This is a genomic window from Undibacterium sp. Ji22W, assembly GCF_049340305.1.
In the GTDB taxonomy this organism is placed as follows: domain Bacteria; phylum Pseudomonadota; class Gammaproteobacteria; order Burkholderiales; family Burkholderiaceae_D; genus Undibacterium.
Genome location: NZ_JBMPOU010000002.1, coordinates 429,923 through 446,632, shown reverse-complemented (window position 1 = coordinate 446,632; position 16,710 = coordinate 429,923). Strand labels below are relative to the sequence as shown.

Genomic DNA, 16,710 nt, shown 5'->3' with positions numbered 1-16,710 from the left:
ATGGATTACTTCATGCACATACCAACAACATTCAAGAAGAAAATTCGACAGCGGCAAGCATATGCCACTCCTGTGGCGATGAAGCGATTGTTCTGCAGCGCGGTGCTGCTTGTGAGTAGTTTAGGCGGTCTATTGTGTACTAACGAGTCAGCGTATGCCGCCGATGCGCTCACGATTCCACGTGCAGATAAACCACCTGTCTTGGCAGACTATGTAACAGGTTTGCCTGTTGAGCATGGCGTAGAGATCAACACGTTTAAGCAATATAAGCCAGGTAATGGCACACCTGCATCGCAAGACAGTAAGGCATATTTGTCGTATGACGACAAACATTTCTACGCGGTTTTTGTCGTCAAGGCAGATCCAAAGACTATCCGTGCGAATATCACTAAACGTGAAAATATCGTCGGTGATGATGAAGTCGTATTGGAGTTAGATACCTTCAATGATAAACAACGTGCTTTCGTATTCCATGCTAATCCTCACGGTGTGCAATTTGATGGCAAACGCACCGAAGGTATCGGTCTCGATTTTAATTTTGATACCCAATGGCAATCTGAAGGACAGCTGACTTCGGATGGTTTTGTCGTCAGCATGTCAATTCCGTTCAAGAGTTTGCGCTTCAATTCCGCTGATGTTCAAAAATGGGGTATTGCCGTCGGCCGTATAGTCGGCGGTATTAATGAATGGTCGTTCTGGCCTTACATCACCGATAAAGACGCCAGTTTTGTCGCGCAGATGGCCGAGATACAAATTCCAGCCAAGCTAGTGCCAGGGCGAAATTTTCAATTAAATCCCTCTCTTTTTATAGGGCAGAAAAAACTTCTTAGTAGTAGCAATTCAACTTCGCCGGTTTGGCAACAAGAAAATCGATCGCGCCCAGGCCTTGATGCAAAATGGGTGCTGAGTGAAGCGATGGCTTTGGATTTGACATTAAATCCGGACTTTAGTGAAGTGGAATCGGACGAGCCACAAGCGCTAGTGAATAAGCGTTATGAAGTTTTGTTTCCAGAAAAGCGGCCCTTCTTTTTAGAAAACGCGGGAATGTTTCAGACACCGCAAAATCTTTTTTTCTCGCGTCGTATTATTGAACCCAAAGGGGGCGCCAGATTGACGGGGCGAGAAGGCAATTGGTCGTTTGGCGGTTTGATCATTGACGACGCGGCTGTCGGCAAATTATTACCAGCGCAGCATACAAGTTATGGTGACAAAGCGAACATTGTCGTCGCCCGCGTTCAAAATGATTTTTCAAATGGCTCCAATGTGGGTGCCATGCTGACTGAGCGCAGGCTAGGCAATATCAGCAATTCCGTATTGAGTTTCGATATGCGCCATCAACTCGATAAAAACTGGAATATCAATGCACAACTTGCGCATAGTCAGACTAAGGACGGTGCGACCACTAGTCTGCAAGATGATCTTGGATTTCTCGAAGTGAAACACACTGGGCGTAATTTTTTGTGGACCAGCCAGTACCTCGATATTGGAGAAAATTTTGATCGCAAACTCGCCTATTTGCCGCGTAACGACATCCGTCAATTTACTCAGCAAATTCGCTACATTTGGGATTTCACCGATCCGAAGATTTTTAATCAGGCGGGTCCGCAATTGAAAGCGATCGTCACCCGCGACCATCAAAATAGGGTGCAAGACTGGAGTCTGGAGACCGATCTGATTCTACGCACCAAGTTTGCGACGGATATTACTTTGGTAAATATGAATTCGTATGAATTGTATGAAGGGATAGGTTTTCAAAAATATGGCAATGGCATAGGTATCGTATCGGAGGTACTCGACTGGCTAAGCATTAATTTTGTTACCGGTACGGATAAACTAATCAATTATGTGCCCGCCAAAGGACAAGATCCTAGTCTCAACCAAGCGCGGGATTTTTCTTTGACCCTGGGGTTTAAACCTCATTCGCAGTTACGCATCGACGAGACTTTGCTGTATAACGATTTACATAGCATGAAGCCGATAGCAAATCTTCCGGTTGATAGTGCGATTTATCGTGACCTGGTATTTCGCAGCAAAATTGCTTATCAATATAATCGTTTTTTAGGCGTTAGACTGGTGTTGGATTACCATAATTTGCAAACGAATCCATTGTTAAGCGGTATTAAATCCGGTAAACAGTTAAACAAAGATCTGCAATTGAGCTATGTATTAGGACCAGGCACTACCATATATGCAGGCTATGCTGATCATCAGGAAAACCTGGCGACCATTGGCAATCCGCTGCGAGTAGTACAAACCGATAAACTAGATTTGATGACTGGTCGTAGTGTGTTTGTGAAGCTTAATTATTTGTTTCAAATGTAAGGGCGTGGCGTTTTTCGGTTGAAAACCAGCTAGAAAACTCGGTGGAAAATTCAGTAGAAAAACCTTATTTAAAAACATCATTTGCAGCGACGGGAATGCAGAGTGTAGAACCAGCATTCCCCTTTTTTGAAATATTGAAAGGAGTAATCATGAATTTGAACAAACTCGCCATAACGCTATGGATCCTAATTTTCTTCGGCTTGGGTGAACCCGTTGCTTTAGCCCAAAATATCTCATTGCCGCGTAGCGAAGATGTATCGAGTATCGATGGTTTAATGCGAGCGTATTACGACGTGGTTTCAGGTGGACCAAATGTGGCGCGCGACGTACAACGTGATTTGTCTTTACACCACCCAGATGCCGCTATATTTATTCGAACTCGGAACTCTACGAAAGAACTGGTGCTGAAGCGCCACACTGTGCAGGAATACCATGCCAATTCGAAAGCCTTCTTTGATAGTGGATTTTTTGAAAATGAAATTAAGCGCGAGATAAAGCAATTTGGACATTCGATTCAGATCTGGAGTACCTATGAAATGCGCAAGACTCAAGATGGCCCCGTGATCGGGCGAGGCATTAACAATCTTATGCTGAGCTGGGATGGTAAGCGCTACTGGATATTGGCAGAAACCTGGGATGACGAAACGAAGGACAATCTGATTCCTTAGATTGGCACAGCTGGCACTGCACGCTGGTTTAGTTGTACCGTGAAAGTGCTAAGCTGTGCTAGGTGGCTTCGGGTGAAATCAATTGGCGTCAGGCAGAATCGCTAGGTGTGACAGGAACGGCGGCGTGATTTTTACGAAAAATTAGAAAACACAGCGCACCGATGGGCAGCGAGATAGAGACAATCCAAGGGCCATAAAATGCTGAGGAAGCCGATGCGCTGAATAGTTGAAGTGATACTGGAATAAAATTAATCGCGCCGCTTGTCCAATTCATCGTAAGCGTTCCAAAACCGGTCAATATAAACAGTATCCAAGGCCATTTGCGGCCACGTAAAGTCATACGGGCGCATATCACCAAAGCTAAGAGGGTCAGTGCCGGAAACACAACGGCAAGTGTCAACATTAGATAATGTAGCGATGATTTTCCTTTCATTGAAAATTGATTGATCTCTTCAATCGAGGCTAGCTGAGGAATGACGCTAAAGCCAATAATGCTAAAGCCGTCTGCGCGTTTTTTTACAGCGACATTCGTGAGAATCCATTTGCCAGAAAAGCCATATTCATAAGTCAAATTTAAGCTTGAGTCGTCGCCGGCAATATGACGCTGAGCACCAATCAAAGTCACAACCGAAGGTTCGCCGACGGGAATTAAATCCGCCATTTGCACCAGGCTCTTGTGCAAATTGGGATCGCGCAGCGCAGGATCAACGACTTTCTCAATGTCTTCAAACTGACGCAGCTGCAAATGCCTTATATATTGCTTGGCTAGCATCTGCTCCTGTGGCGATGCAAATTTTTGAAGAATTTCATCCTTGTTACATGCGCCAAGCGTCAACAGTGTCATCGCGAGAAGGAAGCGATATAAATTATTTTTCATGACAGTTTCGTGAGTTGGGTTTTGCGTGCGCTTCAACAAAGTCTTTGAAGCTTTGTATGATCATCAATTGAGTTGGCATTATGGGGAGAGGTTGATCCTAAGGTTTTCCTAAGCTACTAGACGGACTCTTCAGGCGCACAGAATATCGAAGCACTACCGAAGAGTCCAAATGAGCGTCAATCAAATTCAGGACGAGTCGAACGCATCCACGTATAGGTCAAACCTAATAAGAGTGAAGGAGCCGTTTGGCGTTTCACTAATGGGCTGTTTTCATTCGCTGCGCCTGCTAAACTGTCTAGCCGCAGGCCGCCAAACACGCGGAAATTATTACTGTAACTATGCGAAATAAAAGCGGATAAGCGCCATGAAATTAATCCTTGCTTAGCCTGATATGCCGGACGATCCGGTAATGCCTGATCTGGCCGCACCTGATAGAAAGTCTCGTTCATCTGGCGATTTCCCCATACCGTCGATAAACCTGTGCTGTAGCGCCAGCCACCAAATGCGCGCCGTTCGAATTCGATCTCTGGTTCGATCGTGTAGCCACGATGCTTGAATTGATTGCTGATATCAAATACGGCTCGCACCGGTAACTCAAAACGCCAGCGACCATTTGCTTCTGGCTCACTGATATTCCATTTCAAGCGCGGTCCAAATTCAATCAAGTTGCCCAATCTTTCCATGCCACGTCGGGCCGTAATTTTGTCCGAACTTGAGCCGAGCGCGCCCGCAAATCCGACATCAAATTCAAAGCGCGGGGTCTTGATCGCACGATAACCGGTATTGCCACGATCTATCCGAAAATGCTCGCCGCGATACAAAAAATAAGGCACCGCCAGCACCCGATTAGCATAGGTGTCGGAGCCAGGATAGGCCTGCTGACTGAGTGCGAATGCCGATACGCCGAGTTCCCATAATGGCAATGGCTCACTGTCTTTGACCAAGGCTGGTTTGTCGGTATTGGCATTGGCAGAGTTTGTGGTTACAACTTCTTGTGCGTTCACCGTGAAGGATAAAACACCGCAGGTGAAGAGTGACAATAGGGATGTCGTTAAGACGAGGTTTTTGTTTTGCATGAATAAACTCTGGTGACTATGTGAGTGCAGAAAAAAGTAGAAATGGCGAGATTCTGCAGTTTAACTCAGCTGGATGAGGCCTAGCGAATGTCTCTAGAAATATGTTGAAATTTTGTTTCAGCTTGAGCTGCTCTGCGCTGAATATACGATGAACCCACCCAAGGGTAGAGGTAACGTCGGGTCAGATTGCCCCGTAAGGAGCCTATAAAGGGTGAGATCTTGCTTTGATTTAAATTCAAATGACATGTGAATTTTTTCAAATAATCGCTGAATGTAAAAGATGATTGCTTGTGTGAGTCATACGGACTTCAAAGCGGCGCTAATGCAAGCGAAGATCGTGCTTGGACAGACTGTGGTTTCTATGTCGATGGCAGGCAGCTTTTGGATGTTTAGATTGTTTAAATGTCCAGCACACCCTAACATCGAGAATCTTGCGTGTGGATCGAAGCCCATTGATGCCATTCAAGTTCTCAACCCGAGATCAAATCACACACTGACTGAAAGTGACCACCATGAAAGCACGTATCATCGCCGGCTTGTTCGCAACATTTGGCACACTGACTTCCAGTGCAGTAATGGCAGACGATTTGTTTGACTATTACAAACGTTTGCATTCCAACCCTGAACTGTCACATTTTGAGGTGAATACTTCTGCCAACTTGGCTGCAGAGCTTCGTAAGGCGGGCTTCAAAGTCACCGAGCGTGTGGGGAAATACGCGGATGGCAGTCAGGCTTATGGAGTCGTCGCAATCATGGAAAACGGCCCCGGGCCCCGCTTATTGATACGCGCAGATATGGACGCTTTACCGATCGTTGAGGAGACTGGCTTAGCTTATGCCAGCAAGCTTAAGGTGAAGAGTGTGGCGGGGCAGGAAGTCGGTGTCATGCATGCATGCGGTCATGATGTGCACGTGACAACATTGCTGGGAACCGCGCGCGAACTCGCCGCGCGCCGCAAAGAATGGCAGGGCACACTGGTGCTGGTGGGACAGCCGTCAGAAGAGACTTTGGATGGCGCGCAAGCACTATTGCGTGATGGCCTTTATCAGCGTTTCGGGCGGCCTGACATGGCACTGGCGATGCACGATTCAGCAGGCTTAGCGACAGGCATGGTCGGTGTTTACGCTGGCGCGACCCACGCCGCGGTCACCTCTATCGATGTGAGCATACGTGGTATCGGTGGTCATGGAGCAGCACCACATCGTGGCAAAGATCCGGTAGTGATGGCTGCACAGTTTATCAATCAAATTCAAACTATCGTCAGCCGCAATGAAGATCCGATGGATTCGGCTGTCGTCACCGTAGGCAGCATCCATGGCGGTACTAAACGGAATATCATTCCCGATGAGGTCAAACTTGAACTGACCACGCGCGCACGTAGCGACACAGCGATGAAAATTATCGTGGACGGCATTTACCGAGCGGCTGAGGGCGTTGCCGTGAGCAACGGTCTGCCAGATGATCGTAAGCCCATCGTCAAGATCATCGAATCAGAAACCGGCCCCACCAATGTCAATAATGGACCGATGGCAGCGCGTGTAAAAAAAGCGATTGCGGGTGCGCTTGGCGCAGACAAAGTCACAGACGGCTTTGGCATTATGGGCAGCGAAGATTTCGCCCAATACAGCCTGCCACCCGAACGCGAGATTCCGACCGTTCTGTTTATTTTAGGTGTGGTTGACCCTGAATTGCTAGCAAAGGCCAATGCGGGTAAGGCGTATGTTGCAGGCACGCACACCAGTAAATTTGCGCCAATGGCTGAACCCGCTTTGAAGGTGGGGGTGAAAGCGATGAGTGCTGCGGCGATAGGCTTGTTGCAGAAATAAGAGGAACTTGTGGATGGCAAGAAAGTTGTGATGAGCATCGCTATTTTTATGAGCTTCAAAAACATGCGATGAAATGTAAAGATCCAACACGCAGGTACCGCAGAAAATACCTGCAAAAAGATCTCGAAAAGAAAGTTTTTTCCATTGGTCACTGACGACAGTTGCGGTTTTTTGCTGGCTGGCGCTGATTGACCTGAGGTCATAAGCCGCTGACCATGAACAAGAACCGTTTCTTCAAATGGATTATCAAAACTTGATTCTCGATTTTTTGTGACGTTTAACTTTGTTTGCGTCCGAGAATGATCAATTTTTTGCCCCATAGGATCATAAGATCAAATGGTTCATTTGATTGACATGCTGTTTTACGCCATAGTCGATTGAGTCGTCATAGAGTGAAGTCGATGGAGAATTGCAGAGAACAACTTAGGCGCATGGAGGGCAATTTTTATCGAGACTGGATTTCTTCTCTTCCAGATTCATCAAAGTTTGATTATTAAGACATGTAGCAACTGGGAATTCAATTCGCGATGAGCTATGACGTGCTCGCAGCCTATGATCAACAGTTTCTACTTATGCTAACAGCAAAGCTGTTGTTTGCTGCCCGCTACATGCATAATTGACCTTTGGCAAAAATAGAAAAGTAATAGAAACTTGTGCCGAGGCCTTACCTTACCCATCTGGAATAGAGCCCTAGCGCAGCATTTTGAAATCCGAGAAACGCATTAATTTATGAACCCAGCTTCCAAGCATGCTTTTTCTATTCCTATCGATATGCCCGACTGCCCCAAGGATTTGGAGACAATTGCGCCTCAATTTGATGCGCATGCTCACTGGCCAATTCTGTATAAGGAATTACACCGAATAGCGGAGCGCTTGATGGCACAAGAACGCAGTGGGCATACGTTGTCTGCCACTGCTTTGGTGCATGAGGCTTGGCTTAACTTGAGTGCAGGGAATAGTCCCGCTTCGGCGATTGACCGTACCCATTTCTTGTCTTTATCAGCACGCGCCATGCGCCACATATTAGTAAATCATGCCAATGCAAGAAATGCGGAGAAGCGTCTGGGTGAAATTTTTCTTGTGACGCTCTCGGCAGCTGAAGTTTGCGCTTCGGTACAGCAGGGGCCAGAAGAATTGCTTGCATTAGATCAAGCCTTAACGACCCTTGCCAAAGAAGATGCACGTGCAGCGCAAGTGGCGGAACTGAAAGTGTTCGCGGGTCTGCTAATCCCGGAAATCGCGGAAGCACTCGCCATCAGTGAGCCGACTGTGAAGCGTGACTGGGTTTTTGCACGTGCTCGTTTAGCGCAACTGATTCAATAAGATTTTAAAATTTAAGGCATAACTGTGACAAATTCAAATTCTCCTAGTCAATCTGATCTCATCAAAGATACGCTCTTTGCGCTCACAGAACTGTCTGCCAGCGCACGCGCAGAACGTTTACAAGCCTTGCAGAAATCAGATCCTGAGCTTGCCGCTGCCGTGCTTGCGCTATTGCCAGGTGCTTTACTAACCGATCCAGGTTTAGACGTGCCGCGAGATTGGATGCAATCTGTGATGAACACGAGCTTGCCGGAGCGTCTTGGTCCGTGGCGTGTGCTGCGAGAGGTCGGACGAGGAGGCATGGGCATCGTTATGCTGGGAGAACGTGCCGATGCGGCCTTTGAGATGCAAGTGGCAATCAAAGTCTTGCCTCCTATCTTACTCGGTAGCGATGGTGCCGAACGCTTGACTGCAGAGGCGCGGGTATTAAGTCGACTCACGCATCCAAATATTGCACGTTTGTTAGATGCTGGCTTTGAGCAAGGTTGTGCTTATTTGGTGATGGAGTATATCGATGGTGTTCCGCTGACGCAGTATGCAGACAAAGCACAACTCAGTATTGAAGATCGCGTTAAGCTGGTTTTGGACCTTTGCTCTGCGGTGCGTTTTGCGCATACCCAATTGTTGGTGCATCGAGATATTAAACCCGCCAATGTGTTGGTTGATAAGAATGGGCGGGTTCGTCTACTGGATTTTGGCATAGCCAAAGTCCTGCAAAATGAAGAGTTAACGCAAACCTTGCACCAAGCCTGCACACCTGCCTATGCAAGCCCAGAGCAGTTGCTAGGGCAAAATGTGTCAGTTGCCACGGATGTTTTTAGCTTGGGTGTCATTTTGTATGAATTGTTGGCGGGTCAACGGCCATTCGGTGCTGAATCGAAAGCCTCAGGATCAACCACGAAATTATCAGATTCGGATTATTCAACGACTTTAGCAACGATGCATGCGGTGCTTGAAACTGAACCATCAGTCACGCCATTGGCCGCAGCGCAGATTCCAACTGATTTACGAGCAATTGTTCTAAAGGCCTTAGAAAAACCCTTGACGCGACGTTATGCCACGGCTGAGGCGCTAGCATTGGATCTGCAAAGTTTTCTAGAGGGGAGGCCAGTGAATGCTCGCACCCCAAGTGCGCGTTATCAATTTCAAAAATTTGTCGCTCGACACCGTTGGGCGGTGTCCGGAGGTGCCATTGCCAGTTGTGCCGTGGTTGGCTTCGCTGTCTGGGCGATGGTCAACGCGCAACAAGCAAACTTGCAACGTACGATCGCGCAAAAACGCTTGGACGCTGTGCGCTCGATCGCGAATAAAGTGGTGTTTGACTATAACGCAGCATTGCGTCCACTCGCCGGTGCCTTAGCTGTGCGTAAGACTCTGGTCTCCGATGCGCTTGGATACTTGGATGCCTTAAGCCAAGATGCGCAAGGCGATCGGCAACTGGAAGCTGATATCGCTGCCGGGCTCGAAGCTATCGGCGATGTCCAGGGCCGCGGCGCTACTGAAGGCAATTTGGGAGACCTGCCAGGAGCAAAAAGCAGCTATGAAAAAGCGATTACATTGCGCCGTCAGCATTGTGATAACGCTACGCCGGGACAGGCAATGAGAGACTGCGCTGCCTATGCGCGTGTCTTGGTTCGTTTAGGCGACAATGTATTTACGTCGGCGCAGACACCTGAAGCGATCGCTTATTTCGAGACGGCTCTGCAGGTGACTGAGAAGGCCTTAGCACTGCCCGGTAAAGACCAAAACCTGAAAGCTAGCCTGCTGGATGCGCGTTTTGATGCAGCCCAAAGACTGGCGGGACTGAGTGGACGACAAACGGGCCCTGCCTATGCTCGCGGCTTAGATTTGGCACGCGCGCAATTGCAAGCAGCCCAAGATTTGGCCAAGATCAGACCAAGTGGAACAATGGATGAAAGCTTGCGTATCGCAAATGATTTGTTGGCTGTGCGTTTACTGAATAACGGACAAGCCGACCTCGCCCTCAACTATATGGAATCATCCATTTCCCTAGCCCGCAAAATACGGCAAGAACGACCAGGACGGGATGCAGACGTGTCTTTAGCGGTATCACTCACCCGCTTAGCAGAAATTCAAGCGCATCGATTGCAAGCAAGCGAAGCTAGGCTAGCCTTGACCGAGGGATTGACACTTGCACGTTCCTTCCATGAGTCGGACCCACAAGATATGCATTTACGTGCACGGTATGCCAATGTGGCGCGACGCTGGGCGCAGGTACACAATCAAATTGGCGATGCACAAGCCCTCAAAGACAATCGGCAAATCTTGCCAAGCATTCTCCTAGTGAGTGGGATATTTAAACCAGAAGATGGCGTTTTCTATTTACAGCACCAGCAACTCAAAATTGAGCTAGCACAGACGCTGCTGCTGACGGGTGACGCGCGTGGTGCGCTTCAAATGCTCGCTAGTTTTCCGGATGCCATGCCAACGCATCCGCGTGCGGCTGCAGATTTAGCGCCTGTGTTTGTGCTACGCGCGCAAGCCTTGATGACTATCGGGAAATCCGTCGAGGCTTCGACCTATTTTGGGCAAGCCCATAAAGTATTGCAGCAGGCAGTTGAGGCAACCCCTGCCGATGTGCAACAAGCCGCCAATTTATTGTATGCCGAAGTATGGGCGCTCAAACACCCGGCAATTGCCACGCAATATTCTTTATTAAAAGAGCAATTTAATGAGAAGCGTGCCGCATTGGAGGCTGCTGGGCAGTTGTCGGCTTGGTGGAAGCGAGCACTCTCGTAAAATAAAGGGCAAAAAAATATTTGCGAATTGATGATCTGTTTTTTTGTGAATTCTTGCTACAGAAGATAGGAGTAGTTCGGGCGACCTGGCCCATCCCTTCAATTTTTTTCTGGACGCAATTATGAAACTCAAATTTCCATCCTTACGCCTGATCGGTACTGTGTTCACTTTCGCATCAGCTTGTCTGCTGTCGAACACTGGCGCAGCCCAAAGTAGTTTTCCTCAATTTGAAAAATCCTCATGCCCATCTCCATTTACCACTAGTGGGGGCAAGTGCAGCACCAATAAACCTGGATACGAGGGAATGATCAATCCAAATGGCAAGGCAAGTTGCCCTGCTGGTTGGTCGCGCTCTACCAACTACTGCACAAGGCATACGAAAGAAGAGAAATCGGACAAACAAACAGCAAAAACGAGCAGTGCAGCAAGTGGCAGTTCCTCGCCACTCGATCCCGATAAAACGCATTTCGGCAAACCGGTAGTAAAGCGTATCAATAAAAAGGATGAACTCGACTTTTGTCCTAGTGGCTATTTCACGAGTAGTGCACGTCGAATTGAGTGCATAACCGATAAAATAGAAGCGCCTGATGTGACGGCAAAACAAGGAAAATGTCCAGCTGGCACCACGGAAGAGCAAGGACAATACTGTACGGGAAGTACCACACTCACCTACCAGCAATTGCACCAAGCATTTCTTTACGATTTTAATGGTCAATATTACAAACGCAAGAACAATGGACTAGAGACTGTGCGCGCCGATGTTGAGCCTGCTCTGTATGTACAAGCTAGAGCTGCTGCCGAAGGCAAGCCTGCTGCGAGCGCAGCAGCAACGTCGGAGTCCGCTTCAAGCCAAGCTAGTGCGAACGCTAGTGCCAGCGCGACTGCTACTGAGTCGAAGAATCCCGAAGTGAAAGAAGCAGCGAAGGCAATCGGCTCATCGTTGCTGAAAGGCTTTTTGAAGAAGGACAACTAAGAAGGGCTGAAATTCGGACGCCTATTTCAGTGGGGTATAAGAACACGGGTCTGATTGTGATGGAACTCTTTGTTAGTAATCGAGATGGTAGCGAAAGGCGCATATTCAGTCGTTAATTTTTTTGCCAAGCTGCTGACTACTCGCCAATTCTTGTTGGATACTGTCTGATGCGCCAGATCAGGGTGCAAAAATAGTGAATTTTGAGAGGAAAAAAGCGGAGAAGAAAATAGTAGATTTCTTCTCCGCTTTTTTTTGATCGACTGACCAGTCAAGAAATTTTATGGCGATGCAGGCATATTCACCGTATCAAGATTGAACTGATACACACCAAAATAGTTCGCCGGTAGATAGATATCCTTGTTCACGATGCTGAGACTTCCACTCCAGCTGATGGCAGGGAAATAAGCCTTGAGCTTCGGTGTCTTGGCGAGGCTGATATCGTATAAAAACAAGCCATACCAATCCTGCACTAGCAATTTACCAGGGCGTAAAATTGCCGAAGTTGCACCGCCTTCTAAAGGAGTACTAGATTGCAGCGAGAAATCTTTTACTGGCACTGCGTAGATGTCCATCTTGGTTTGGTAATTACTACTGTCCATGCTAGTTAGTACCACAGTATTGGTATCGGCCAAAAGTCCGATCGGATATTTACCGCTTAAATTTATACTCGCTTGTAAATAGGCGAGACTATTTTGCACGATCAGCATGTGCAAACTGGGTTCTATATTTCGTCCGACCATGGAATATTCTAGGCAATAAAATTGATCGCCGACGATGGCCATCAGTTGGCCAGGAATATTGATTTCCTTACCCAGTTGCGGATTCGCTGCTGCAGTAAGATTGAGCTCTTTGACAAAGAACTTACTTTGCTGCTCACCGTTAGCGCCGAGCTGCAATTGCGCTTTTTGGTAGTTGATCCACAAACTGTTACCGTTTTGAATCACATCAACATTTTCTTCATCTTTGGCCATACTGATTTTCGGCAGTAAGACTGGACGGTCGACATTTTCTAAATTAAGCACCTGAAAATTTTGATTACTCCAGTAACGCGCCGTGGTTTTTCCATCGGCGGATAGACTATTTTGCAGCGAACGACTGACAAAGACTAATGCCTTCCCGACTGTTAACACTTGAGTCGAGGCGTAGCCACCACAACGAATAATCCCGCAATCTGCGAGTTGATATGAAAAGTCATTGATTCCCAAGATGTCGTCACTGACAAAGTTGCTTGTGAGGCGAGGAGCGCTTGGAATGCTTAAGTCGTAAGTTTTAACGGTGGTGCGCATGACGCTCCCGACCATTTCACTCGAGACCAGACTGAGGTTATTGCCCACCTTGAACATTTTTGAACCAGCGGGGACGGCAACGCTCGCGATCGGTGTATCGCCATCGACATCATTTAGCGCAACCACTTCGATGACATCACTGCGCTGCGCCGCACTATTGCTACCCCACCACCCAAAATCATTGGCGCGATAGCGCACACCGACATTTGTTAATGCCACAAATTGAGAATAATTCGCGGCCAAGACCAGACTAGATTTTTTTACAGGCGCATCAGGATTCGCAATGTTAAACAGGGAAACTTCATTGCTAGCCAAATTGGCTGCAATATTTTGGCTGCTATCGCCCATGAAACTACGCCGTACCTGAGAGTCTTGCAGCATACTGCCGCGGCGTGTAAGTGTGGTCGCGGAAAAACTAAAAATCTGCACGCCGGTGCGATAGATAAAGCTGCCGCCATCCCATCCAGTGTAGGGTAACAAGACTAAACCTGTCTCTAAGGTTTTGCCATCGGCAGCGAGCACATTGGTTGCGTTATCAAGGACGGTGAACGCACGATCATCCCAGTTAGCCTCAGAAAAAGAATAGGCTAGATCAACTTCGGCGCGGGCGACTAGTGGCTGCTTGTTTTTTAAATTTGTGATGTCATACAAGCTGATCGCCAAGGCGCGGCGGTTGTTCGCATCGTTATGTCCGACCCCGATCATGCGGCTGTTCGCTTGCACAGGCACGAAAAAATCATTCCAGCCGGAGACGATAAATTCGTTCTCTTCTTGCATCACGCCATCGGGTGTAATCGAAAACGCATGGAAGGGATCTTGCCGTAAATAGGTCACGAAAAAGGCGCGGTCGGCTAAGAAGGTGGTGCCATATAATTGTTGTTCAGCGCCAAACGTATCGTGATCGATCGCGATCGGCTTCGCAATGTCAGCGATATTGAATGTTTCAACATGGTTGGTATTGAGATTGCTAGCTTGAGTCGTCGTGATAGTGTCGGTACCAATTGAAAGGTTGCCGCTTACACTTACTAAGGTAATAATGCCGCCCGTAGATGAGGATGAAACGATACGCATGATATTGCCTTGGATATGCATATTGTTCTTTTGTTTGACCACGCCAGATACCGGAACATCGGCGCCCTTGACCATCAAACCATCGGGACTGGAAATGTCGATCACGTTGACCCGTGAGCGCCAATTATTTGTGGACGCCGATGTGGTATCAAAGTTGGCGACCATTAGGCGGTCATTCATTGCCTGAATCGCCTGCACATAGGTCCCCAAACTGATGCTGGATTTGGCTTGCAAATTTCCTTGTGCATCAATCGCAAAACTTTTTACGACAGACTCGGTGACACCAGCGTTATATTGTTGTACGGTGAAATAGAGGGCGTTCTTGCCACCACCACTACTCATGCGTGATGCGCCAAGATAACCATCGATTGGTGTACTAGCCAACATCTTTGGTTGATTGCGATTTGAAATATCGACCGTGATCAAGGCCGCGCCATGAAATCGATCGAGCACTTCAGCACCATCTTTTTGCACTACGCGATACTGCGACCAAGAATTCATCAAAATATAGACTCGCTCGCCAATTCGATACATCTCAGTCGGCGTGCCCGTTATCGCCACTCTTCCTAGTATTTTTGGGGTAACAGGATTGCTCAAGTCAATGATCTGTAAGCCGCGATAGGGATTTAGATTGAGTAAAGTTTTGCCTGCATCGAGCACACGATAAATATCGCCTTCCGTTATCGTGCGGGTACTAGACGTGGCATTCGCGCTCGTAGCAACTGTCAAGGCGTCGTCGAGAGCACTCCCTGACCTGAGGACGGGATCGTAATTTCTGGCGCTGCCAACTAAAGGCGATGCAGACGGTGATACAAAGCTGGTGCGCCCACTGAGCGAGACTCCCTCCGGCGCGCCTATTTTCCCGGACACTCCGCCACCGCCACAGGCGCTTAACAATCCACACACTAACAGGCCGCCACCAAGCTGCGCAGCCCGACTTGCACCAAGAGTTGGATTCAATGACGCGAAAAACGCACTACAAAATTTGGAAATAGACATACTGACTCCGTGAAATGGACGTCGATAAAAGAGAAAGGATACAGTATGACTTTTTTTGCATTTTGATTTGTCATTTAATTGCATATACTTTGTATCGACACAAAATTTTGCTAATCGAAAATAGTCATTACCTTACCGACTATGTGATCCGCTGGAAGAAATCCCCAATAACGGAAATCGCGACTATGGTCGCGGTTATCACCCATCATAAAATAGTGCTCCGTCGGAACTGTACAGACAAATCCTGTCTCGTCAAATTCGCAACGCTCACTATACATAAATTCCCCTGAAAGCGACACGATGATCGGAGGCGGTTCTCGGTCAACCATCGCTTGATAGCTGCCAGACGCAAAATGCTCCCCATAGATTTCGATCTGCGCAGGTTTTTCGTTGCCGTTGAAATCTTCATGTCCCCGGTTCTGCGCGTAACCATGGCTTGTCCATTGGTCGTCAATTGTTTGTCGCAGTAAGTGATACGCGATACGGTCGCCAATTAAAATTGAATTTGGTGGATTTCTAGAATAACAAAATGCGCACTCAGAAACACCAATAACGCCCACGTTTCCATCAGGCGCTATGTAGACAGCAATGCATTTCAAACGTGACAAAACGGGATAAACGTCGTTCGCAGCTCATTGAGGCGCACGCTAAAGACATAAACTATTGTGGTTGATGGCGAGGCCAAGCTCTGCGCTATTAGTCGCCATTCCATTTGAAATTAATCAGTAGAGAAATACTTGATCATTACTGATGACGTGCAGACAAATTCTCAATGATGCTTGCATCAGTCACGATGATGGCCTTGAAAGTTTTTTTCGCGTCACTATGAATAAAGCTTGGGAAGCAATTCGTCGAAGTGGCTCCACAAAAAACATCTATATGTGCACCTTTAATAGCACCTCCAGTGTCACCTGCGTAAAAATAACCGTCATGATTAATCGACGTCCCATCTGGAAGACGAATAACTACTCCTTTGGCATCTGGGATAAATACGACAGTTCCAAAAGGTATGACTTTTTTATCGACGGCGATCGTCCGGTAGGGGACGAGTTTGTTTCCTTTAACGCCGTCACCAAACGGCCCAGCAGCCATCGTAAAGTATGATTTTCCGGTGGCTGAAATCCAGGGCTTGATGGCGGGATTGATCCTAAGAATGGACGCACAGTCGACTTGCGATTCTTTACCCGTGCCCGCATAGTTTAACGTCTTCGTCGAATTTTGGAACGATACGCGAACGGTTCCCTCAATCGCAGCTAAGCACCAATCGCGTGGCTGCACGTTGTCCGACAAAACTTTTCCGCTTTTGTCTTTAAACGGAATTCCGTTGGCGGTCGACATGGCTTGGTGCACGAAATAGTGCGTGGCCCAAAGATCCTTAGTCAGCTTCGCGTTTATTGGCGGTCCAGCAATTGCAAAATCAGATTGCGATTGGGCTGAACTGACGTCTACAAATAGAAATGCGGTAAGAGCGATAAGAGTGAGATGTAGGTGGCGTGTGGACATCGGTTTTCCTTTTCTGGAAAATGAAG

Annotated in this window: 11 protein-coding genes; 6 read left to right on the top strand and 5 right to left on the bottom strand. The window is 47.6% G+C overall.

Translation table 11 applies throughout. From position 1 onward, the window contains the following. The first annotated feature begins 12 nt into the window (after nt 1-12). Both ACO0KW_RS08825 and ACO0KW_RS08820 read left to right on the top strand, forming a co-directional pair. A complete protein-coding gene (locus tag ACO0KW_RS08825) occupies nt 13-2,322 on the top strand; it encodes a DUF5916 domain-containing protein (RefSeq protein ID WP_423052708.1) in 2,310 nt (769 codons plus the stop codon). A 149-nt stretch (nt 2,323-2,471) separates the two neighbouring features. Further along, complete coding sequence (locus ACO0KW_RS08820) at nt 2,472-2,990, top strand: hypothetical protein (RefSeq protein WP_423052706.1); 519 nt, start codon at nt 2,472-2,474, stop codon at nt 2,988-2,990. Between the two features lie 88 nt (nt 2,991-3,078). On the opposite strand, the gene ACO0KW_RS08815 is transcribed toward ACO0KW_RS08820, so the two are convergent. Together ACO0KW_RS08815 and ACO0KW_RS08810 are read right to left on the bottom strand one after the other, a co-directional pair. Then, complete coding sequence (locus ACO0KW_RS08815) at nt 3,079-3,867, bottom strand: hypothetical protein (RefSeq protein ID WP_423052704.1); 789 nt, start codon at nt 3,865-3,867, stop codon at nt 3,079-3,081. A 176-nt stretch (nt 3,868-4,043) separates the two neighbouring features. Continuing rightward, entirely contained in the window at nt 4,044-4,943 is a 900-nt protein-coding gene (locus ACO0KW_RS08810) for a MipA/OmpV family protein (protein WP_423052702.1), read from the bottom strand. Nucleotides 4,944-5,455: 512 nt separating this feature from the next. On the opposite strand from ACO0KW_RS08810, the gene ACO0KW_RS08805 reads away from it, so the two are divergent. The 4 genes from ACO0KW_RS08805 (at nt 5,456) to ACO0KW_RS08790 (ending at nt 11,825) form a co-directional block, all read left to right on the top strand. Then, complete coding sequence (locus ACO0KW_RS08805; protein WP_423052700.1) at nt 5,456-6,769, top strand: M20 metallopeptidase family protein; 1,314 nt, start codon at nt 5,456-5,458, stop codon at nt 6,767-6,769. 729 nt (nt 6,770-7,498) lie between these two features. Continuing rightward, nucleotides 7,499-8,092 carry an ECF-type sigma factor gene (locus ACO0KW_RS08800; protein WP_423052698.1) on the top strand — a complete coding sequence of 198 codons (594 nt, stop codon included), beginning with the start codon at nt 7,499-7,501 and terminating at the stop codon, nt 8,090-8,092. Between the two features lie 24 nt (nt 8,093-8,116). Continuing rightward, nucleotides 8,117-10,852 (top strand): protein kinase domain-containing protein, encoded by a 2,736-nt coding sequence (locus ACO0KW_RS08795; protein ID WP_423052696.1) that lies wholly within the window; start codon nt 8,117-8,119, stop codon nt 10,850-10,852. 121 nt (nt 10,853-10,973) lie between these two features. Further along, nucleotides 10,974-11,825 (top strand): hypothetical protein, encoded by an 852-nt coding sequence (locus ACO0KW_RS08790; RefSeq protein WP_423052694.1) that lies wholly within the window; start codon nt 10,974-10,976, stop codon nt 11,823-11,825. 278 nt (nt 11,826-12,103) lie between these two features. Here ACO0KW_RS08790 and ACO0KW_RS08785 read toward each other — a convergent pair whose 3' ends face one another. From ACO0KW_RS08785 to ACO0KW_RS08775, 3 genes are all read right to left on the bottom strand, one after another. Next, nucleotides 12,104-15,181, bottom strand: a complete 3,078-nt coding sequence (locus tag ACO0KW_RS08785; protein ID WP_423052692.1) for a beta-propeller domain-containing protein — start codon at nt 15,179-15,181, stop codon at nt 12,104-12,106. A 110-nt stretch (nt 15,182-15,291) separates the two neighbouring features. Then, nucleotides 15,292-15,741, bottom strand: coding sequence for a signal peptidase I (gene lepB / locus ACO0KW_RS08780; protein WP_423052690.1), 450 nt, complete (start codon nt 15,739-15,741; stop codon nt 15,292-15,294). A gap of 184 nt (nt 15,742-15,925) precedes the next feature. Further along, nucleotides 15,926-16,684, bottom strand: coding sequence for a 3D domain-containing protein (locus ACO0KW_RS08775; RefSeq protein WP_423052688.1), 759 nt, complete (start codon nt 16,682-16,684; stop codon nt 15,926-15,928). Between the last annotated feature and the right edge of the window lie 26 nt (nt 16,685-16,710).